This window comes from Shewanella sp. 492 (genome assembly GCF_059338445.1).
This window is the reverse complement of the sequence record NZ_CM181702.1, coordinates 3603228-3624085: the sequence shown is the minus strand read 5'-3', so window position 1 is coordinate 3624085 and position 20858 is coordinate 3603228. Positions and strand designations below refer to the sequence as shown.

At 44.0% G+C, this 20858-nt stretch carries 27 protein-coding genes; 13 read left to right on the top strand and 14 right to left on the bottom strand.

Features of this window, described 5'->3' with window-relative positions; all coding sequences use genetic code 11:
• Positions 1–111: 111 nt before the first annotated feature.
• The 6 genes from AC5YBX_RS15955 to AC5YBX_RS15930 all read left to right on the top strand — a co-directional run bounded on the left by AC5YBX_RS15955 (position 112) and on the right by AC5YBX_RS15930 (position 3391).
• On the top strand, positions 112–753 hold the full coding sequence (locus tag AC5YBX_RS15955; protein WP_119978579.1) for a hypothetical protein: 642 nt from the start codon (positions 112–114) through the stop codon (positions 751–753).
• Positions 750–1133, top strand: coding sequence for a hypothetical protein (locus tag AC5YBX_RS15950; RefSeq protein ID WP_119978580.1), 384 nt, complete (start codon positions 750–752; stop codon positions 1131–1133). The genes AC5YBX_RS15955 and AC5YBX_RS15950 overlap by 4 nt, the downstream gene beginning before the upstream one ends.
• A complete protein-coding gene (locus AC5YBX_RS15945; RefSeq protein WP_494524030.1) occupies positions 1126–1791 on the top strand; it encodes a hypothetical protein in 666 nt (221 codons plus the stop codon). The genes AC5YBX_RS15950 and AC5YBX_RS15945 overlap by 8 nt, the downstream gene beginning before the upstream one ends.
• Before the next feature lie 76 nt (positions 1792–1867).
• The gene (locus AC5YBX_RS15940) at positions 1868–2773 is read left to right on the top strand and encodes a viperin family antiviral radical SAM protein (RefSeq protein ID WP_494524029.1); all 906 of its coding nucleotides are present in this window, start codon (positions 1868–1870) and stop codon (positions 2771–2773) included.
• Between the two features lie 329 nt (positions 2774–3102).
• On the top strand, positions 3103–3243 hold the full coding sequence (locus tag AC5YBX_RS15935; protein ID WP_119978584.1) for an alpha-amylase: 141 nt from the start codon (positions 3103–3105) through the stop codon (positions 3241–3243).
• 10 nt (positions 3244–3253) lie between these two features.
• Positions 3254–3391, top strand: coding sequence for a hypothetical protein (locus AC5YBX_RS15930; RefSeq protein WP_162924190.1), 138 nt, complete (start codon positions 3254–3256; stop codon positions 3389–3391).
• A gap of 120 nt (positions 3392–3511) precedes the next feature.
• Here AC5YBX_RS15930 and AC5YBX_RS15925 read toward each other — a convergent pair whose 3' ends face one another.
• From AC5YBX_RS15925 to AC5YBX_RS15895, 7 genes are all read right to left on the bottom strand, one after another.
• Complete coding sequence (locus AC5YBX_RS15925; RefSeq protein ID WP_494524028.1) at positions 3512–4153, bottom strand: HGGxSTG domain-containing protein; 642 nt, start codon at positions 4151–4153, stop codon at positions 3512–3514.
• A 312-nt stretch (positions 4154–4465) separates the two neighbouring features.
• Positions 4466–5347: a YagK/YfjJ domain-containing protein gene (locus tag AC5YBX_RS15920; RefSeq protein WP_494524027.1), complete on the bottom strand. Its 882-nt coding sequence runs from the start codon at positions 5345–5347 to the stop codon at positions 4466–4468.
• 205 nt (positions 5348–5552) lie between these two features.
• Positions 5553–5762: a helix-turn-helix transcriptional regulator gene (locus tag AC5YBX_RS15915; RefSeq protein WP_494524026.1), complete on the bottom strand. Its 210-nt coding sequence runs from the start codon at positions 5760–5762 to the stop codon at positions 5553–5555.
• 12 nt (positions 5763–5774) lie between these two features.
• Positions 5775–5996 carry a helix-turn-helix transcriptional regulator gene (locus AC5YBX_RS15910; RefSeq protein WP_119978588.1) on the bottom strand — a complete coding sequence of 74 codons (222 nt, stop codon included), beginning with the start codon at positions 5994–5996 and terminating at the stop codon, positions 5775–5777.
• A 117-nt stretch (positions 5997–6113) separates the two neighbouring features.
• A complete protein-coding gene (locus AC5YBX_RS15905; protein WP_494524025.1) occupies positions 6114–6947 on the bottom strand; it encodes a hypothetical protein in 834 nt (277 codons plus the stop codon).
• A gap of 21 nt (positions 6948–6968) precedes the next feature.
• Positions 6969–8234: a tyrosine-type recombinase/integrase gene (locus AC5YBX_RS15900; protein WP_475515073.1), complete on the bottom strand. Its 1266-nt coding sequence runs from the start codon at positions 8232–8234 to the stop codon at positions 6969–6971.
• A gap of 180 nt (positions 8235–8414) precedes the next feature.
• Positions 8415–9278: a YicC/YloC family endoribonuclease gene (locus AC5YBX_RS15895; RefSeq protein ID WP_494524024.1), complete on the bottom strand. Its 864-nt coding sequence runs from the start codon at positions 9276–9278 to the stop codon at positions 8415–8417.
• A 179-nt stretch (positions 9279–9457) separates the two neighbouring features.
• Between AC5YBX_RS15895 and rph the strand changes: the two genes are divergently transcribed.
• Positions 9458–10171 (top strand): ribonuclease PH, encoded by a 714-nt coding sequence (gene rph, locus AC5YBX_RS15890; protein WP_028763040.1) that lies wholly within the window; start codon positions 9458–9460, stop codon positions 10169–10171.
• A gap of 92 nt (positions 10172–10263) precedes the next feature.
• A complete protein-coding gene (pyrE, locus tag AC5YBX_RS15885) occupies positions 10264–10905 on the top strand; it encodes an orotate phosphoribosyltransferase (RefSeq protein ID WP_119978592.1) in 642 nt (213 codons plus the stop codon).
• 169 nt (positions 10906–11074) lie between these two features.
• Here the strand turns inward: pyrE and AC5YBX_RS15880 are convergent, their stop codons facing one another.
• The 5 genes from AC5YBX_RS15880 to coaBC all read right to left on the bottom strand — a co-directional run bounded on the left by AC5YBX_RS15880 (position 11075) and on the right by coaBC (position 15425).
• Positions 11075–11965 carry a hypothetical protein gene (locus AC5YBX_RS15880; protein ID WP_494524023.1) on the bottom strand — a complete coding sequence of 297 codons (891 nt, stop codon included), beginning with the start codon at positions 11963–11965 and terminating at the stop codon, positions 11075–11077.
• Positions 11966–12131: 166 nt separating this feature from the next.
• A complete protein-coding gene (folE, locus tag AC5YBX_RS15875) occupies positions 12132–12776 on the bottom strand; it encodes a GTP cyclohydrolase I FolE (protein WP_110457582.1) in 645 nt (214 codons plus the stop codon).
• 314 nt (positions 12777–13090) lie between these two features.
• On the bottom strand, positions 13091–13684 hold the full coding sequence (slmA, locus tag AC5YBX_RS15870; protein WP_110457581.1) for a nucleoid occlusion factor SlmA: 594 nt from the start codon (positions 13682–13684) through the stop codon (positions 13091–13093).
• A gap of 89 nt (positions 13685–13773) precedes the next feature.
• Positions 13774–14232, bottom strand: a complete 459-nt coding sequence (gene dut / locus AC5YBX_RS15865; protein ID WP_494520721.1) for a dUTP diphosphatase — start codon at positions 14230–14232, stop codon at positions 13774–13776.
• The gene (gene coaBC, locus AC5YBX_RS15860) at positions 14229–15425 is read right to left on the bottom strand and encodes a bifunctional phosphopantothenoylcysteine decarboxylase/phosphopantothenate--cysteine ligase CoaBC (RefSeq protein WP_494524022.1); all 1197 of its coding nucleotides are present in this window, start codon (positions 15423–15425) and stop codon (positions 14229–14231) included. The genes dut and coaBC overlap by 4 nt, the downstream gene beginning before the upstream one ends.
• A 167-nt stretch (positions 15426–15592) precedes the next feature.
• Between coaBC and radC the strand changes: the two genes are divergently transcribed.
• From radC to AC5YBX_RS15835, 5 genes are all read left to right on the top strand, one after another.
• Positions 15593–16270 (top strand): RadC family protein, encoded by a 678-nt coding sequence (gene radC / locus AC5YBX_RS15855; RefSeq protein ID WP_110457578.1) that lies wholly within the window; start codon positions 15593–15595, stop codon positions 16268–16270.
• A 123-nt stretch (positions 16271–16393) separates the two neighbouring features.
• Positions 16394–16630, top strand: coding sequence for a 50S ribosomal protein L28 (gene rpmB, locus AC5YBX_RS15850; RefSeq protein ID WP_110457577.1), 237 nt, complete (start codon positions 16394–16396; stop codon positions 16628–16630).
• Positions 16631–16636: 6 nt separating this feature from the next.
• Complete coding sequence (rpmG, locus tag AC5YBX_RS15845; RefSeq protein ID WP_028773492.1) at positions 16637–16810, top strand: 50S ribosomal protein L33; 174 nt, start codon at positions 16637–16639, stop codon at positions 16808–16810.
• Between the two features lie 401 nt (positions 16811–17211).
• Positions 17212–18531: an amino-acid N-acetyltransferase gene (gene argA, locus AC5YBX_RS15840; protein ID WP_494524021.1), complete on the top strand. Its 1320-nt coding sequence runs from the start codon at positions 17212–17214 to the stop codon at positions 18529–18531.
• Between the two features lie 189 nt (positions 18532–18720).
• The gene (locus AC5YBX_RS15835; RefSeq protein ID WP_494524020.1) at positions 18721–19260 is read left to right on the top strand and encodes a PH domain-containing protein; all 540 of its coding nucleotides are present in this window, start codon (positions 18721–18723) and stop codon (positions 19258–19260) included.
• On the opposite strand, the gene rarD is transcribed toward AC5YBX_RS15835, so the two are convergent.
• Positions 19231–20124 carry an EamA family transporter RarD gene (gene rarD / locus AC5YBX_RS15830; protein ID WP_494520724.1) on the bottom strand — a complete coding sequence of 298 codons (894 nt, stop codon included), beginning with the start codon at positions 20122–20124 and terminating at the stop codon, positions 19231–19233. The genes AC5YBX_RS15835 and rarD overlap by 30 nt on opposite strands.
• Before the next feature lie 157 nt (positions 20125–20281).
• Positions 20282–20746, bottom strand: coding sequence for a thioesterase family protein (locus AC5YBX_RS15825; RefSeq protein ID WP_494520725.1), 465 nt, complete (start codon positions 20744–20746; stop codon positions 20282–20284).
• Between the last annotated feature and the right edge of the window lie 112 nt (positions 20747–20858).

The following is a 20858-nucleotide window of genomic DNA, read 5'->3' as shown; positions in this document are numbered from 1 at the left end:
GTGATCAACTTGGGCGTGATCCACTTGATTCGTAGAGTGTAAAACGCAATGATATTGGCCGTTTGGAAATGGCACTCCTTGCCATCATCTCCGTATTATCAAGGATGAACAATGAAATCGATTTTTAATACTCTAGATATTCTTCTGGGGCATCTTGCTGCAGGGATTATGACCTTCTTGCTTTATCTTAGCCTAGGTTCTATCACCGTATTTTGTTTGGTTGCCATTCCTTTCGAATTTTTAGAGGAAAGTAATAGCATCAGCGAGTTGGATGCTATGGAGTTAGGTCTGTTCATCTTGTTGGCTGGCGTAATTTGGCGTTTTTATCGTCGAAGCTCTCAATTGCAGTGGAGCTGGTGGCAGAAGCTGCGGCGCTTTGTATATGCCGTTTCAAGTATGGTTCTGCTTATTTCGTTCATAGAACTCGTTGCTGTATGGGGGGAAGTTATGGATAAAGGACGATTAGAAATTGAGTTTTTTAATAGTTATGAGGAAGTTGGAAATTATGTCTCAAGCCTGCTTATCATTTTAGCCATTTATGCCTCAGCACCTTTACCAAAGCTATGGTCCAAGAAAAGTGCAGCAGAGAAAGCTGATGAGCAATCAGTTAGACCATCTGAAAATGTATCTGAATCAATATCTTCCCCATTTGTGCCAGAGGCGCAGGGGCAACCTGAAGTTATAACACCTTCTTCTGTTTCTATTGAAGTTAAAACGATTCCAACTACAGCTCCAGTCGAGGGAAAGTTATGAAGGTGATGTTTACTAGCTTGATTTGTATCTGCTTAATCGTCAGTGCTTCGTTGCAGGCAAAAGAAGCTCCATTTAATGGTAATGATGCTGAGTTTTTGCAAAACGCATGTCGCGATGTTGTAGAGATTTTTGATCGTAAAGGTCAGCCTGGTTCGTATGCAGCCTTACATACCTCTATGGCTGAAGCTATGCGAGCTGGTTACTGTATTGGTGTATTGCAGCAGTATAGTCAGCAATCACACCGTTGTTATTCCTCTAAGTACCAAAGAAGTAACTGGTTTGATATGGCTAAAGCTATCGCAAGCTTCTCTATTGGGCAGGAAGAGTTCCATCGAATTCAGGTAAGTACTTTGTTAGAGAAGGCATATTGCAATGGCTAGCGGAATAACCGTACCTGAGGCGATACGTCAGCTATTTGATATCGATGTCGCAAGCCAAAGTCAGTTGCTTAAAACCAAGGCAGATTCGCTTGTCCGAAATAAGCTAATCAAAGTTGAAACCGAACAAAAAGTACAGCGGAAGGCTAAGTACTTAGCGCCTGGCCAAATGACAGTGTTATTTAATGCGCTGCTGCTCAATGCCGTGTTTCATGATCCTAAGGATGTGAAGCGTATCTTTGAGGATAATGCTTATCGGCAAGAGTGCGCTAAAGCGGTAAAGGTTATGTTTGGAGAAAGTAACTCTCTGATGGGAATAGCCATAAGTAATGGATTGGCCTCTAAGTTTGCAGGTGCTTTGGCTGGCAGTTTCGATTTATATAAGGACAAGTTACCCAATCCTTTTACCATGTTGCCCCAGCTAGCTTTGGGAAAAAACTTAAACTTACTGCATGCCTTATTAGCGCAATCAGCAGCTATGGCGCCCGCCGATAATATGCTGTTAGCATATTTACAAGGTGATTTTGATAAGGCTGCTCAGATGGCATCTATGATGTGTTCTGACAATGAAGCGGTAAATCAATTGAAGCGGCATGTAGAAAAAGAGGTAAGAGAGGCCGTCGAATTTGATGATTTGCTAGATAAATTCAAAAATATGTAATTTTTTAATTTAAAGGCTTGTTAGTGCATTGCACTAGGTGATTCTGCGTTTGTCCTCAACAAACGGAGCTAGCTAAATGACAAGTATAAGTGAAATGGTCATCAATTTTCATATGACCGAAACCTGTAATTACCGCTGCGGATATTGTTATGCCACTTGGGAAAGCAATGATTCGCAAGCGGAGTTACATCACTCATCTGGAGATATTCAATCTCTGCTTATAAAGCTTGCCGATTACTTTTTTTCTGAAAATCCAATACGCAAAGCGTTGGGGTATACATCGGTCAGAATTAATTTTGCTGGTGGAGAACCTGTGATGCTTGGTGGGCGCTTTATTAGTGCTTTACTGTTGGCTAAGTCACTCGGATTTCGCACCTCAATTATTACCAATGGCCATCTTCTATCAGCCAAAATGATGGATCGTATTGGTCCGCATTTGGATATGCTGGGCTTGAGTTTTGATACTGCAGATTTTTTATTAGCTCAGAGTATTGGGCGAGTAGATCGTAAAAGTGCCTGGCTATCACCGTCTCGAGTCATTGAGATTGTGGCTGTGTATAGAACCCTAAACCGTAATGGCAAGGTTAAAATCAATACGGTCGTCAACGCTTTTAACTGGCGTGAAGATATGTCTCATGCCATAGAGCAAATACAGCCAGATAAATGGAAGCTTCTACGGGTGCTGCCAGTTTACTCCCATCAACTAACTATTTCATCGGCCCAGTATTGTGCCTACATTGAAAGGCATAAGGGTTTTTCAGAGATAGTCTCTCTAGAAGATAACCAGGATATGTGGCAGTCCTATCTGATGCTGAATCCTGAAGGTCGTTTCTATCAAAATTCGGATGCGTGCCAAGGAGTGGTGCAAAGCCCTGCGGTATTGGATGTGGGCGTTGAGAGCGCTATTGCACATGTTGACTTCAATGCTGAGTCTTTTGTAAGACGCTATCAATCCAATGGGTCAGCGACCACTACGGCTTAATAAATCCCAATAAAGGAGTTCGCTTTCCCCTTTGAGATTGTGTGGTGACGGGCCCTTTTGGAGTTGCTCTATGAAGAAATACAGTAATGATAAAAATATTAATGTTTTGGTGCATCAACTGCTACAGAGTGGAGTGTGGCACATACGGCGAGGGCGTCATCCCGTGTTGACTGCCCCTAGTGGTAAAAGGCTTACCGTTCCCAGTACGCCAAGTGATCGCAGGGCCTTTTTGAACTTTAAACTCGATGTTCGCCGATTGCAGGGGCTTTGATTTTAGATGTTGAAGCCCCTGGGTAATCGATAACACATTAATTTTTAGGAGAAAAAATATGTCTAATAATAATCACAAGGCTAACCAAAGCAATTCGAATAAGGGCACATCAGGTACTAATCCTGCTTACCAGAAATCGCAGGATAATCGCAGTAATCAGTTGAACCCTAACAACCCTAACTACAATGGCAAAAAATAAGGAGATTTGTATGCCAGATACATCTGAAATGTCGCAAGATGAGTTAGATACTTGGTCAGATATTAACAATCCCAACAATGACGCAGATATGGATGATTGGGCTGATGCCCATAACCCCAATAATGATGCTTACTTGGGCGATGATTAACCAGTAAGTATTTAATTAATCTTAAGTTAAGTTTCTTAAAAAGGTGTGGCATTGCTACACCTTTTTTATCCTGGTACTACCGAAATCGAATCTTAGTACTTTAGTTTAAATAACTTTGTCTCATCCTTTTAGCCCCTTAAAATATTCCTTAAGTGCTTTTTGCTCTGGGCTTGGGTATACCCTAGGGGAATAAAAACATCCTTTTTTACGTGTTGTATTATCCTGTATTTGCATTATTTTTTCTTTCTCTGCCTGTGAACCAAACTCTCTGTTGTAAAAAGGTGTAGGGTAAATTGGGGTGTATACATGAAATTGTAAATGTTGGCTTGCTGTGTCTTTGTAGTAATGATCAAGTGCTGATTGAATAAGAAGTAGAGCATCTGAGCCTTCATATTTGACAATGTAGAACTTGCACATTTCTAACTCAACTCGGTACTGGCTGACAATGTCAATAACCTTATTATCAAGTTGATTTGATTTCAGGCTACTTAACTCAATTAAACTTAAGTAAGCAGTGAGTGCCATTTTAAGGTCTGTATTCTTGATTTTCATATAAAATCGATTATCAAAGAACCAAACAAAGTGATTGAGCAGTGCATTAACTCGCACGGCTAGTTTTCCCTCTTTGGTTTTTGCACCTGTCGAGCGTCCTCCATGTAATTTGCATCGCCCATTAACCTTGTTGCCAAAGCGTTGACATGGTTTTCCACTTCTAGTTTTAGCCCCGCATTTAGGCAGGTTTGCTAAGTTAAATTTAGCCATAATCGCTCCTTATTTTTTGGATCACTTCATTAGTTGTTGTTCGATATTTTTCGGTTCATGGGCTTTGTTTTGCATTTCTGCCAATCGACTTAAAGTTAAAGCATGCAAGAGATCCACTTCTCCCCCTGAAGCACAAGGTTGAGGTTGTTTTAGTTTGTTTTTGATTTATTAAATGAAGCCCGGTAAGTGGATCACTATTGAGACTATTCGTATATAAATTTTCCGGTTTAAGGAGTGCTGCACTGGCGAAAAACAACCATTGATATAGATCCATTACGTGTTAGTGATCCACTACCATTGAGAGGCGTTAAATCAACCTGAGAGTAAATTTTTTGTTTCCTTATATTGATAAATTCTTGGATGATTTTTTGTTAAGTGATTTAAGCTGGTTGCCCTTGAGCTTATACATTCTTCGAGTTGTAAGGCGTGGGACTGGATGTTGAACCAACTATATTTTGCAGATTTATGTGTTTTGGTGCAGTGAGAACCTTTAGAAGCCTGAGCTGCTTGAAATGACTGCTGATGTTGTTTCTTAGCGAAGGTAATCTTGGGATCAACCAGCATGAAGTCATTCGTGGGATCAAAGGTTTTGGCTGCTTGTAGCTTATTGCTTATAAAGCCTTTAGCTTTACCGTTCAGCTCTTTAGTGTGTTCCTTAGCTAAATAGCTTGAACGGTAAATAGCATGTTTTAGAGAGGCTTTGTTGCCTCTAAATACAATGCAGTATGGATTATCGACTTTTGCCACAGTACCGCCAGAGTGCTTTTCCCACATTGCTTTAATGAGTGATTGCAAGCGTTCTGAGTGCTTAATCTTATGTGCACTGAGCATGAGGGCAAGATGGTAGTGTTCGCGATCAGAAGTGTTTTGCTCTCTGGCGCAATGATAAATAACTTTGCTTTTGTATTGGTTGGTTAAGGTTGTTGTTAGTTGTTTTAAGAATCGCTTGATGGCTTGGTTATCTGCTGAGTAGTGCTTTGGATGTAGATCGATTCTAACAACGAATACTCGGCTGTAATGGCTAAGCATAATTTCGTAATCAGAGATAATGGTGTTGATTACGCTGTTTTTAAAGCATTTCTGTTGAGGCTTGAAAATACTGTAAGCATGGTTCTTGTAGGCAAACAAGATGGAGTTGTGCTTGGCTATAAAGAATGGCTTACGGTGTTTAGTTTTACATTTATTCTTAGGCATTGTCATTTTCTAGTTGTTTGACATCTGTTTAGTTTGCAGGGGATATATTATTTAATATCCGCCGTAATACATTGTCGGTTTGAGGCTGAATTATGCTGTACGTAAGGGGTTGACGGCTTTTTAGCTTGTTATGCAGTGTGTTATTCATGATTCAAAGTGTGTCATCGCCCTTGATAAAAAAGCAGGCCTAAACCTGCTTTATTGGTTACTTGTTAGAGAGCCACTGATCAATATCCTTAAACCGCCAAAATGAGCGACCGCTCTGAATTAGTACTGGTGGAGGAAACTGTCTAGACTTGATCCACCGACCTAAGGTTGAACGACTTATCCCCAAAAGTCTTTGCAGCTCTGGTTTTTTCACTAGTCGATTCTCGTCTAAGTACTGTGCTAGGTAGTCTTTTGTAATGTGGGTCATTTTAACTAACCCTTAATTGATAGATTGACGAGAGGCGACCCATTCATTGAGCTCAGATAGTAACCAACCTACAGAGGTACTTTGCGGATAGAGTTGTCTACGTTTCGGAAATAACCCTTTACGTTCAAGTGACCATGCAGTGGTTCTTGAAATAGCAGTGATGGTTTTACGTTCTGCCTCACGAACTATGCGGTCCGGTGCGGTGGTTTTTGATGTATTAGCTGATGTGGTCATGGGTCACTCCCGTTTAAGTTTGTTCGGGAGTGATTTTGGCTTGTTACTCAGTAAAGCAAAGTCGCTCTACTGAGCAGAGGTATCTAAAAAATTAGTTAATTATATGTTTTTAATCATTTAAATATTTAAATGCTTTTTGATTCTCTGGGGTTTAAATGCTGTTTTTAACTCAACGATGATTCTTTCCAAACTCGGTTTTGGGGTAGGGATAGCGTTTTTTGGTTGTTTCATTGGTTTAAGCCATTTCATGATTGAGTTGTATTCAGGGGTGCGATTAGTGAACTGCAACAAGGCTGGAATGGCCTTGTTATTACCTTGGATTGAAAAATCAGCCAATCTTTTTTGAATGGCCTCCGCCAGCATTTTTTTGGGTGCGGCACATAAATTTTCATCTTGGTAAATATGGCGAGCCATTTCATTGACTAAGGTTTTAACGTTTTCTGATTTTTGCGCTTTCGACTTGCCACCGCTTTGTGGTTTAGTCACGCTAGTATTATAACCAGAGTTGGTATATCTATCAGTGAGAGCGAAAGAGTCATTGCTACCTGTGGAATAACCAACCATGGTAGCTGTCTCTATCAGCTGATCCACGATTTTATAGATTGGTTCATTTTTAGGTGTGTTTGGTAGTAGGCCTAATAACTGTTTGGCTTGATACATGAAGATATCTGAATTTTCAATCACAAGGCAGAGCTGGGAAGGCTTCTCCTTAGTACTGAACTCGGCATATAAATCGTTATTTTTAGCTTTTATAGATCTAGCTCGCTCATTAATTAGCTTGATTTTCTCAAGACCAGGAGCTTCCTTTTGGCTGGCTTCTTCAAAGCAGCCGTTACTAATATCATTCTTCGTAATTCCCAAAAGTTGAAGTTGTTCAGGCACCATTTCAGGCAAGATCATTTTACTGATGTCATTGATTCGGAATTTTTTATCTGTTTCTGGAAGACTCATTTAGCAACCTTTAATAAAAATTTATGCGTTTTTCATTGGAAGAAAAGGTATTACATTTTCTTGATTGTCGATTATTGGACTGAGTAGGTGGGCTAATTTATTTAATGCCTCTTTACGCTCCTGTAGATAGTCATGTTGATTGTAAACTCCTTCAATGCCTCTTAGTTTGTGATTGAGGCAGCGCTCAGCAATATGAGGGAGTACTTTTAATTCAGCTAACAAACTGCGACAGGTTCGACGTAAGTCATGCACGGTGAAATGCTCGATGCCAGCTTGTCCTAGTAAGTTGTCATAGGGTTGTTTGTGACTATCAACCTTTTTTCCGAAGAGCTTTGCCAAGGCATGGTTAAGTGTATCGCTGGAGATATGACCATGACGTTTACTTGTGCGGCGTGATGGAAACACAAACTCGGAACCACCAGCTCGTGCATGAAGTTCTTGAAACCAGTCGATAGTTGGAGCTGGTAGAGGGATAGTTATCGCTACACCAGTTTTACTTCGCTCTTTTGGCATATGCCAAAGCTGCTTTTCAAAATCAAACTCACTCCATTTGGCAGCAATCAGTTCTCCTTTACGTACCCCTAGAGCAAGCAATAGAGCGACTGCTAGATAGTTGTCTCTGGTAAAGATTTGACTGTTATCTCTTAATACTTTGAAAAGGCTAACAAGCTCAGGCAATTTTAGAGCTCTATCTCTGCTCTTTTCGACTCCACCAGCATCGATGGGTTTAAATGGTGTAGCAGGATTACCAGCTATGAGGTCTAACTTACAGGCATGATTGAAGAGCTGTTTACAGCACAGTAGGGTCTTGTTGGAAACCGTTGGGCGGTTACTGGTAGCGACTTTATGAATGATAGCTCTGATATCTCGTGCATTTACATCAGCAATCCGCAATTGACCGATAGTCGGCTTAATATCTTTCGTGTACATGCGCATTGGAATTTCGGGATGTTTCAAGCGAGCACTAATGGTTTGGTACCAATCGTCAAATAGATCATTAACGGTAACAATCGTTTCCTCTTGTTGACGCTCTCGTTCAGCCAGGACATCGACACCTTGTTTGACTAGTAACTTGACCTTTGCAGCTTCCGCTCTAGCCTCAACTAGTGGCATGGCCGGATAAATGCCACCTTCTAACATCATAGAGCGTCGCTTACCGTTAATGCTGTATCGGACCTCCCAATATGCGACGCCCTCAGTTTGTACTCTGATATACAATCCATCCCCAATAGCTTTACGCCCCAGCTCTTTGCTTTTTAAAAAAGATTTTATCTGCTTATCATTCATTGGCTTAAGTCCAAATTGGTGACTAACTTATTTTAAAGTGGTGACTAATCAATTTAGTCACCACTTTAGTCCCACTTTTTATCAAACAATAGCAAACAATGACGAACCTGTAAAAACAAAAAAATCCGTAATAACCTGTGTTATAACGGATTTTCTTACTTGCTGGTACAGTCTAAAACATCATTCCACGTTTTGGATCTGCTCGCGCATCTGCTCGATGAGTACTTTTAGCTCGACGGCTGCGGCGGTGACCTCGCTACTGATAGATTTAGAGGCGAGGGTGTTAGATTCACGGTTGAATTCTTGCATCATGAAGTCGAGTCTGCGACCCTGAGCGCCGCCTTTTTTAAGGATGCGACGCGTTTCGGCCACGTGGGCGTCGAGTCGGTCCATCTCTTCGGCGACGTCCATTTTCTGGGCGAGGAGTACCATTTCTTGTTCTATACGAGCGGGATCGAGCTCGCCCTGAATTTCGCTTAAACGATTGGTGATTTTATCGCGCTGCCATTGCATAACGCTTGGCATGTGTTCACGCACGATAGCGACTTGTTCGACAATTTGATCAAGGCGAGTTTGTAGCATGGTGTTGATGGCATCACCTTCACGACCGCGTGCTTCGATAAACTGCGCAACGGCATCATCGAATGCAACTAATAACTCTTTACTGATAGCGTCCATATCTTGCTCGCTACCCGACATCACTCCTGGCCAACGTAGTACGTCGACGACGTTGATTTCGCCTTGACCGGCCTCTTGCTTTACCCAGTTAGCGGCTTGAATAATTTGCGCTGCTAAGGCTTGGTTGAGTTGTAGGTTGCTGTCTTTATTTTCACCTAGGTCATAGCGTAGATTAACTTCGATTTTACCGCGATTTAAACGTTTGCGCAGACGGTCTCTTAGCACAGGCTCTAGGCTGCGAAGTTGCTCTGGTAGGCGTAGGTAGGTTTCTAGATAACGCTGATTAACCGAGCGGATCTCCCAAGAGGCGGTGCCCCATTGTGCTTTGTGCTCGATGCGAGCGTAGGCTGTCATGCTTTGGATCATGGTTATTCCAATAGTTTAAATCGATAAAGTTAGCCTCGATTATAGTCCGATGACCTCATGGGTTAAAGTAAACTCTGTCTGTTTCGGCTTTCGGTAGTGAATATCATGGCATCCGTCGTCTCAAGCCCCTATAATATGCAGCCAATTTAGCTTTTCATATTTCAAAACAGGAATTTCCTATGCGCCCAAGTGACAGAACGCCCGCTCAATCTCGTCCAGTAACTATTACTCGACAGTTTACCGCTCACGCAGAAGGTTCTGTTTTGGTTGAATTTGGTGAAACCAAAGTACTTTGTACAGCTAGCTTCACCGAAGGCGTGCCGCGCTTTCTAAAAGGCCAAGGCCAAGGTTGGGTAACGGCTGAATACGGTATGTTGCCACGTTCTACTCATAGCCGTATGGATCGTGAAGCGGCCCGTGGTAAGCAATCTGGTCGTACGCAGGAGATCCAGCGTCTTATTGGTCGTGCACTACGTGCTGCGGTTGATATGAAAGCACTTGGCGAGAATACCATAGTTATCGATTGTGACGTGATTCAGGCCGATGGTGGCACGCGTACCGCTGCTATCACTGGTGCATGTGTGGCATTGGTTGACGCGCTGAACTGGGCTCGTGGTAAAGGGATCATTAAGAGCAATCCGCTTAAGTTCCTTATCGCAGCGGTTAGCGTGGGCATCTATAAAGGTGAGCCAATTTGTGACCTTGAATATATCGAAGATAGCGCCGCTGAAACCGACATGAACGTGGTAATGACCGAAACGGGCAAGATCATTGAGATCCAAGGCACCGCAGAAGGCGAGCCGTTTAGCCACGAAGAGTTGCTCAGTCTACTTGAACTGGCCAAGCACGGTATTCGTGAAATCGTCGATGTGCAGAAAGCCGCATTGAGCTAAATCATTCGTTTGTTATTAGGGCCCCGAAGGGGTCCTTTTTTTGAGTAAAATTTTACACATTATACGTTACCCTACATTTTTAAGGAGAGATTGTGAAAGCCTATCAACGTGAGTTTATTGAGTTTGCCCTTGAGCGTCAGGTATTACGATTTGGCGAATTTACGTTAAAGTCAGGCCGCACTAGCCCTTACTTTTTTAATGCGGGCCTTTTTAACACAGGCCGTGATTTAGCGCGTCTTGGACGTTTTTATGCATCGGCGCTGATGGATGCTGGCATCGAATATGATCTGCTGTTTGGCCCTGCATACAAAGGCATCCCGATTGCCACGACAACTGCGGTAGCACTTTGTGATCATCATGATGTCGATATGCCGTATTGCTTTAACCGCAAAGAGAAAAAAGATCACGGCGAAGGTGGGTCGTTAGTGGGCAGTGAGCTGACGGGCAAGGTGATGTTGGTCGATGATGTGATCACAGCAGGTACAGCGATCCGTGAGTCAATGGATATTATTCAGGCTCATGATGCTAGCTTAGCGGGCGTCTTGATTGCGCTCGATCGCCAAGAAAAAGGCAAGGGTGAGTTGTCGGCGATCCAAGAAGTGGAACGTGACTATGGTTGCGCGGTGATCGCGATTATTAAGCTCGCTGACTTAGTTGATTATTTAAGTGAAAAGCCAGGTATGGAAACCGAGTTGGCCGCGGTGAGTGCTTATCGCGCCCAGTACGGGATTTAAGCGATAACGTAAAGAGTTAGTGCGCTCGAGAGCTCAGGTTAAAGCTGTATGTTAGCTCTCGGTTAAAAAAAGCAAAATCTTAATGTAAGATTTTGCTTTTTGTTTTTACCCTCTAGTAAAAGGTTGCTGCATTTTGCTTTTCATCATTACCGCATTCTATGGATTAATCTTAATTGCAAACGGTGCTTACAGTGCAACGGATATTATCATCACAGACCATTTCGGTGGACTTACAAGTTTGACTACCTGAAAAACTAATGGGGACACCGAGGGACGCCCCAAGCTGGATCAATGATGGCAGATATATCTTGGTAGCTGATTGCATTAAGTTTTTAAACTGATGTGTACTTTGCGGAATAGGCGTCCTATCAGCAAAAACTGCAACGCCATCGTAAGTGATTTTAACCTCGAAATTAGTCCCTATTTTGACCAAAGAAATATTTACCCTGGATAATGTACCATCATGAAATTTAACATAAAAAGTAGTGCTACTTGGCAGGATATGACTAAATGAGCCGATTGAAAGGTTTAAGTTTCTGGCTTGAATTTCGAGAAGAGATAAGGTTCTGTTAATCGTTGTTTGGCTATTTAAATATTGATTGATGTAGTCAGCAATAGTTACAGTCACTGCGGGGTTCATTACTATATCTGCAGCGCTTGGGATAATAAAGTCATCTGGTAACTCTTCTGCAGAGTTATAAAGGTTTTCCCCGTTGGATCCTAGCTGGATTATTGCATTTTCATAGGCTCTTTCTAACTCTATAGTTGCGGCCGTTTTAGGTTGTAGCTCAGATACATTGAATATTCTCGGAATATTAGTATCTGGATGTTCTTCTCCTTCACGTTGAATAATTTTGAATTCATTAACCGTTCGGTTGATATAATTAAAAACAAATACCCTGTCATTATTATTAAGCATAGGAATTTGCGTTGCGGCTAACCCTTGTTGGGCGATACCACAATCATTACAGGTGGTATAGGTTATCTTTGCGTAAGCATTAGACATAGTAATAAAGCTAGTTAGTATTATGAAAACAAGTAACGTGAGAGTGTGTTTCATATTTATATCTTCCGTGACTAGGGTATAAATCCTTAATTATAGATAACCCGCATTGCATGATATTTGAGCAGTAATTTTTGAAAAGTAAGATAGTCAATTAGTGAAGTCAAGATTTTATTGCTTAAATGTTGCGGCCGAGGCCGCAGCATGAGTAGTTTGATAAGCTTTATTGATGTAGAAATTCGGCGCGGGTGGCTGGGTTAGATTTAAAAATACCGCCCAGTGCCGTAGTGGTGGTCGAGCTGGTGGAGTCCATTACACCACGTGACTTAACGCAGTAGTGCACCGCGTCCATCTTTACTGCCACATCTTGGGTCTCAAGTAGCGTTTGCAGTGCTACGAGTACCTGTTGGGTTAGGCGTTCTTGCACTTGGGGGCGCTGAGCAAAGAAGCGTACGATACGGTTGATTTTCGATAAGCCAATAATGTTTTTGCGTGGCAGGTAGGCCACGGTCGCGACGCCGTCTATGGTCACTAAGTGATGCTCGCAGGTGCTGGTGAGGCTGATATCCTTCACCTTAACCATCTCATCAAACCCCATCTTATTTTCGATAACAGTGATCTTGGGGAAGTTAGCATAGTCGAGACCAGAGAAAATCTCGTCAACATACATCTTGGCAATGCGTTTTGGGGTGTCGACTAAGCTGTCGTCACGTAAATCCAGAGACATTAAGGTTAAGATCTCACGCATATGGTGTTCTATCTTTTCTTTGCGCTCATTGGCGCTGAGTCCACAAGGTACCATAGGGGTCTCTAACCCCCGCGCTAATAATGCGGTTTGCACCTGTTGTGCTGCTTCACTTAATGCCATTGGATCCTCCACCATATTGATAGTGGTTAGTTCAATTGCGGTAAATTATCAATAATATGAATGTTTTGCCGCTTCAAAGTAATGATTATAGATCGCCTATCTAGTTAAAGGCTAATAGGCGGGCAAGGAGAATACCCTGAATGACGGCCAATTTATACCCAGAAAACGTAAGGGAATAGCAAAAAAGCCGATGTTGATAATCGGCTTTTTAATTCGGAGCTGAAGGATGAAGCGGATTGAACCATCAAATGCTTAGGTGATAGACATGCTACAGCGGCATAGGATGTTGCTAACCGCCATCAGCTTTGTCTCGGTTAACTTTGTAGTAATTGCAGCTGAATAAAGTTCCACTGTTCGACAAAATGTGTGGTGGGTTTTTGCTTAAAGTCGCTGCGAACAAACTGGGCGATACGGCCTTCAGCAACGGCTAATAACAAGTTAGCCAAAATGGCTTCGTCTAACTGAAAGCCTTTGCCTTCGCGCAGGGTCTTTTCGCGTAAAATCTGTTTTAAGTGGGTTTCGACTTTTGAAAATATTTGGCTGGTGCGGCTGCGTAGACGCTCATTTTCTCCAAGCAGTGCATCGCCATTGAGTACGCGTGAGATGCCAGGGTTACGCTCGGCGAAGACCAGTAGCAGCTGCAGTAATAGCTGGCAGCGCTTCATGGTGTCTTTTTCATCGTCCATGATCAGGTTGATGCGCGACAATAAGGACTCTTCAATAAAGTCGATAAGCCCTTCAAACATTCTGGCTTTACTGGGAAAGTGACGATACAGCGCCGCTTCTGACACGCCCACTTCTGCGGCGAGTTTAGCCGTGGTGATACGTTGGCCCGGGCTGGTTTCTAACATGGTGGCGAGGCATTGCAGAATGTGTTCACGACGATTGATTTTAGGGCTTGCAGCCATTTAAGTTTCCTTTACTCAATTACTACAGGAGCCGATGGTATTAAGTGAATCCCCATGGCTCTCTAATTATGCTTGTTTGGCGTGACAGATTATTGGGTGCCTGAGTGGCCGAAACCACCTTCACCTCTATCTGAACTATCAAACTCATCAACCAGCTTAAACTCAGCTTGCACCACAGGCACAAACACCAGTTGTGCCAGTCGGTCGCCAATTTCTAGGCTGAAAGGTTCATTGCTGCGATTCCAGCAGGAGACCATTAATGGCCCCTGATAATCTGAGTCGATAAGGCCGACTAAGTTGCCCAACACTATGCCGTGTTTATGGCCTAAACCTGAGCGCGGTAATATCACCGCTGCGAGACTTGGGTCAGCAACGTGCACTGCAATGCCTGTTGGGATTAACTGGGTTTCACCTGGTGCAATCACTAAGGTGGTGTCAAGCATGGCACGAAGATCCATGCCAGCACTGCCAGGGGTGGCATAAGCGGGCAGTGGAAACTGTGAACCTATACGTGAATCTAAAATTTTTAGTTCAATTGGTGTCTTCATGCTGTTTTCATCTGCTGTGCAATTAAGGTGAGTAACTGTCTGGCTAAGCTCAGCTTATCGGTTGCGGGTAACTCATACTGACCATGAGACCAGAAGACGGTTAGCGCATTGATATCACTATTAAAACCCTGTGAGGGATCAGATACATCGTTAGCGGCAATCATATCCAAATTTTTACGCTTAAGCTTGTCTTTTGCATAATGCGCCACATCTTGGGTTTCTGCGGCAAAACCGACAGTAAACGGCCGCTGTGGGTGGGCGGCAACGCTGGCTAAGATATCAGGATTACGCACTAGCGCAAGTGCCATCTCGTGTGCTGATTTTTTGATTTTATCGGTGGCAATATCGGCAACTCGGTAGTCACAAACGGCGGCGCAGCCGATAAATATATCGCTATGATGCACTTGTTGCATAACGGCGTCGAGCATCTCTTGGGTCGACTCTACGTTGATGCGATTGATGTTTAGTGGGGTTTCAATATTGACTGGCCCTGCCACTATGGTGACTGTAGCACCCATCTCGATGGCGGCTTTAGCAAGGGCAAAGCCCATCTTGCCTGAGCTATGATTGGAAATATATCGCACCGGATCGATGGCTTCGCGCGTGGGTCCTGCCGTGAGTAATAGCGATAGACCTTGTAAGATTTTAGGGGCAAAAAACTGTTCGACTCGCTCGGCAATCACCAGCGGTTCTTCCATGCGTCCTGGGCCCACTTCACCACAGGCTTGATTGCCCGAAGCGGGTCCCCAGATGGTGATATCTCTGCCACGTAGCGAGTCTAAGTTGGCTTGGGTTGCAGCATTGCGATACATCTGTTGATTCATCGCGGGGCACAATACCACGGGAGCCTCGGTGGCTAAGCAAGTGGTGGTGATCAGCTCATCAGCCATGCCGGCATTGATACGAGCAATAAGATTGGCGGTTGCAGGAGCAATCAGCACCATATCGGCCCAGCGGGCTAGTTCAATATGGCCCATAGCCGCTTCGGCTGCGGGGTCAAGCAGATCGCTTGCAACAGGGTGACCAGATAAGGCCTGTAGTGTCAGCGGAGTTATAAATTCTTGAGCACTCTGGCTCATCACCACTCTTACATCGGCGCCACGCTCTTTGAGTCGGCGCACTAAATCAGCCGATTTATAGGCAGCAATACCACCACCAATGCCCAGTAATATCTTTTTATTTGTCAGACTCATATTGATCACTAATCGCGTTAATTTGCCTTGCTTCGCATCCGGCTAACCATACCACAATCAGAGTAAAGTAGAGCAAACAAGTTTGTAAAAACTGAGCCATACTCAATAACTCAAATAAAAATGTGGCAAACATAATTGCCAGCCTAGCGCTGCAACATGGAGGTTGTATGACCATCAAGGATTGGCCCAGCGGTGAGGGCCCAAGAGAAAAGTTATTGCATCAAGGCGCGGCGCAACTGTCAGATGCTGAGTTATTAGCCGTGTTGCTTAGAAATGGCTTGCCGGGCCAAAGTGCGGTGTCGTTAGCTCGCACCATGATAGGTCATTTTGGTGGATTACGAGCCTTGATGTCGGCGAAGCAGAGTGAAATGTGCGTGATTAACGGTATTGGACCGGTAAAATACGCCCAATTGCAGGCTGCAATCGAAATAAGTAAGCGAATTTCGAAAGAAAATCTACAAAGAGGCAAGATTTTAACAGATCCTGATTTAACTCGAGACTATTTAATGAGACAATTAGGGGATCGTGCCTATGAAGTGTTTGCCATCTTATTACTCGATAGCCAACATAGAGTGATTCAGTTCGTTGAATTGTTCCGTGGTACCATAGATTCAGCCTCGGTTTATCCACGTGAAGTGGTCAGCCTAGTGCTTGAGAAAAAAGCCGCGGCCGTCATTGTTTGCCACAATCATCCTTCGGGGGTTGCGGAACCAAGTCATGCCGATCGGCGAATTACTGAGCGATTGAAATACGCGCTAGCAACTATCGATGTTTCGCTGTTAGACCATATGGTTATAGGCGATCATGAGATAGTGTCGTTCGCAGAGAGGGGATGGATAGATTGAATATCCCTTGATCTTTGATTTTAGATGCTGTATAAAATGCGCCCTCTTTGTGTGCCTCGGGCGACGGCCATATTCGAGGTACATTAATGCTCGAGCGTTAAATTGTTTTTGGAGAAGATTGACATGTCAAGAGTATGCCAAGTTACTGGCAAGAAGCCGATGGTTGGTAACAACCGTTCGCACGCTAAGAACGCGACTCGTCGTCGTTTTTTACCTAACCTACAGAACCACCGTTTCTGGTTAGAAGACGAAAAGCGTTTCGTTCAACTACGTGTATCTACTAAAGGTATGCGTATTATCGATAAGAAAGGTATCGAAGTTGTTGTTAAAGAACTTCGTGCCCGCGGCGAGAAGGTGTAATAAACCATGGCTAAAGCTAAAGGTAACCGTGAGAAGATCAAGCTAGTTTCTAGCGCTAAAACTGGTCATTTCTACACGACTGAGAAAAACAAACGTAACATGCCAGAAAAAATGGAAATCAAGAAATTTGATCCAGTTATTCGTCAGCACGTTATGTATAAAGAAGCGAAAATCAAGTAATTCTTGATAACGTTTTTTGAAAGCCCCTACTTGTAGGGGCTTTTTTTTGCCCTTTTTACACGGGTACCTCATCCAACAGGTAGGACTCGCCACTGTGGTTGATTAGTCTGTTGCGCGCTCTCTGCATACGCAATTCCTCTCCCAGCAGTACTCATCTTCTATGTCATGCCATCGCGTTTATTTAAGCTTCACCTCGCCTTACTGATAGATTAACTCCAGTGCTTATTTTGTTACTGCTTAATTGAGCTGTGCACTCGTGGGTTTGCTAGATGACAGCAGACTGAACTAATTGTACTAAATGAAAACAAATGCTTTTAAAGTGAATTTAAATGCAATATTATCGGGTTGTTATTCTCATGTGGTCAAAGCTGCTCCCATTTCTTGTTATTTAGAGGTCATACGTGCGCACTACTGAACTAGTCGATGGATTTCGTCATTCTGCATCTTATGTCAATGCACATAGGGGCAAAACATTTGTGGTGATGTTGGGTGGAGAAGCATTAGCGCAAAACCAATTTCGCTCCATCATCAATGATATCGCTTTGCTACATAGCCTTGGGATCAACATAGTGTTGGTGCATGGTGCACGGCCGCAAATCGATGCCGCCTTAAAGCAACAGCAGTTGATGCCCGAATACTATAACGGCGTGCGTATTACCGATGAAGACTCGTTTAAAGTGATTAAACAGGTGGTCGGTGGCCTGCAGCTCGATATTACCGCACGGCTGTCGATGAGTTTAAGTAATACCCCGATGCAAGGGGCACAGATTAACGTGGTCAGCGGTAATTTTGTTATTGCTCAACCGCTGGGCGTCGATAACGGTGTCGATTACTGCCTAAGTGGCAAAGTGAGAAGGATTGATGTTCAGGGCCTGCGGCGTCAATTAGACAACCATGGCATCGTCCTATTAGGCCCTGTGGCAGCATCGGTGACGGGTGAGAGCTTTAACCTCACCGCAGAAGAGGTTGCCACCCAAATTGCCGTGAAGCTCAAAGCCGATAAGATGATTGGTTTTAGCGCCGAAAAAGGCATTTTAGATAGTGATGGCGAAGTGCTGGCGGAGCTGATGCCAACCGATGCACAGCGCATTTTGTCTGAGCAGAGTGAAACCGATGAGTGGTGTGTGGCCACTCGGGCCTTTTTGCAGGCGAGTATCGATGCCTGTCGTAACGGAGTGGCGCGTTGCCACTTTGTTAGTTATCTCGATGATGGTGCACTGTTGCAGGAGTTGTTTTCACGCGATGGCATCGGCACGCAAATCGTGACAGAGAGTGCAGAGCGTTTACGTCGTGCCACTATCTCCGATATTGGTGGCGTACTGGACTTAATTCGTCCACTGGAGCAAAGCGGTATTTTAGTGCGTCGCTCCCGTGAACAGCTTGAGATGGAGATAGAGCAGTTTATGCTGATTGAGCGTGACGGCTTAGTGATTGGCTGCGCGGCGCTGTATCCGTTTGAGGAAGATAATGCCGGTGAATTTGCGTGTTTGGTGGTGCATCCTGACTATCGTGATGCCGATAGAGGTAGCATACTGCTGAAGAACATTATTGGGCAAGCCAAGGTGCGAGGTTATTCTCGCTTGTTTGCACTGACAACGCGCAGTATCCACTGGTTTCTTGAGCATGGCTTTGAAATCGTTGACGTTGATGCATTACCTGATATGAAAAAGCAGTTGTATAACTACCAACGTAAATCAAAAATTCTCGCGTTAGATCTCTAGTAAAAGCTCACTTAGAAGACCACGTTAAGGCGTGGTCTTTTTGCTTGTGTTGGGCGTTATGCACTTTTGGACATAATATGTTGTGCAGTGCATAGTGAGGCTATTCAATTTGAGGATGAGCCACCACTCAATCTTATATCGTGGGGCTCAACAGAGACCTCAATGACATTAAAAATAGGGTGCTTGAACATGGATACTCAAGTCTTTCAGCTAACGGCTTTCGATGCTGCAACGAGTGCGACATTTGTCTCTTTACTGGTCGGCATCGGCTTTATTTTAATTCTTCTAAAGATCAAACCATTACCCAAAGGCGCTAAATTTGCTGCGCTGGGTATGGTGATTACTGTATTGGGTCTATTATCTTGGGTGTTCTTTAAGGCCCATGATGCCAATATTCGTGTCACCCCCACATCAATGACGGTCGACATTCCTTTGTATCGCACTGAATTGCCTTTGGAGAGTCTTTTAATTTCGCAGGCACGCATTGTTAGCTTGGATGACGCTGATGCGCCACAGTTGAGTTATAGAAGTAATGGCGTGGGTTTGCCCGGCTATCGATTGGGCTGGTTTAAGTTAAAAGATACCATCGCCAATAGCGATAAAGCCCTATTGTCCGTTACCGGTAGTCATCATGTGCTGGTGTTGCCAACGACGGAGGGCTATCTGCTGATATTGAGTGTTGAGCGGGCAGAGCCGTTACTAGCCCTGTTGCTTGCGTCGACGCTTTAACGCCATATCAAGCGTAAATATCACCAATGCACTCCAGATGAAGGCGAAGGTGATGCCTTTTTCTAAATCGAACGGTTCATTAAATAGACTAACGGCCAAAACGAACATAATACTGGGGCCAATGTATTGGAAGAAACCTAATATTGACAACGGAATACGTGTTGCTGCTCCGGCAAAACACAGCAGTGGCACCGAGGTGATCACACCAGCTGCAATAAGCAATAAGTTCATATTGATGTCGTTGGTCAATATATTTGCAGTGGCCGAATCTAAAGTTGAAAATAGATAGATCACCGCGACAGGAAGCAATAGCGCGGTTTCAACCAATAACCCTGTTTTTGCATCGACATTGACCTTTTTACGCAGTAAACCATAAAAGCCAAATGAGGATGCCAGTGCCAATGACACCAGTGGGATCGAGCCAAAAGAGATCAGCTGGATCAGTACTCCTGTACAGGCGAGGCTCACCGCAAACCATTGCAGTTTACGTAACCGCTCACCAAGAAATATCATTCCAAGCAATACATTAAACAAGGGGTTGATAAAGTAGCCTAGGCTGGCATCGAGCATGTGATCATTATTCACCGCCCAAATAAACAGTAACCAGTTGCCGGCAATTAATATCGAGGTGATGGCCAATACGCCCAGCTGTTTGGGGCGTCGAAATAGGGCTCTAAGCTTAGAAAAACCGCCGATAAATTGCATGAGGATGATCATAAAGACAAAAGACCAAATCACGCGGTGGGTCAGTATTTCTGTCGCAGAAACATTGTGTAATTGTTTGAAATATAAAGGGGCGAAGCCCCAAAGGCAGTATGCGCAAAGCGCCAACACCACCCCTTTACGATATTCAGTATCGGCCATAACGTAGGATTCTAGTCGTAACAAGGAGACGCATTGTAGGGCGCTAGCGGTTTGGACTCAAGCAGGTTATTTGCAGGCCTGAGCTAGTCGTAAGTCACGTATTATGGTCATCCTCACATCAGTTGCGTGGCGCCAATACGCCACGGTTTTATTAGGATCAACCCATCATGTAAGTGCCAGTACCAAAAGCGATGTGAGAGCCCTGCTCGTTATGCAGTTCCATGCGGCACACGGAAACACGATTGCCCGCACGAATCACCGTGCCTGTGCCGGTAAATATCTCCCCTCTGCCTGGGCGTAAGTAATCGACACGTAGATCGATAGTGCCAAGGGTGGTTAGACGTTGTTGCAAGGCATCTAGGCTCCAATCATCCCGGCTGGCTACAAGCCCAGAAAATGCCGTCAGCCCACCCACCACGTCGAGCACGGTGGCGGTTACGCCGCCATGTAAAATTTGTTGATGGATATTGCCAATTAATTGAGGCTTCATTTTTACTACTACTTCGACACCGTGGATATCGTAATGCTGAATATGCAGGTCGAGCAGATTATGAAACGGTACTTGTTGGTCAAATATCTCGGCGACGCTGGCTAAAACCTGTGCTTGAATTGCGGTTGTCATTAAGCGATTACTCCGTTAATCATCGGCTTGGTGTAGGGTAAATAACCTATATCTAAACAATACTCTGAAGCAAGCTTTTGCTTAAAACATCACCACCATGGCTAAGCTGGCG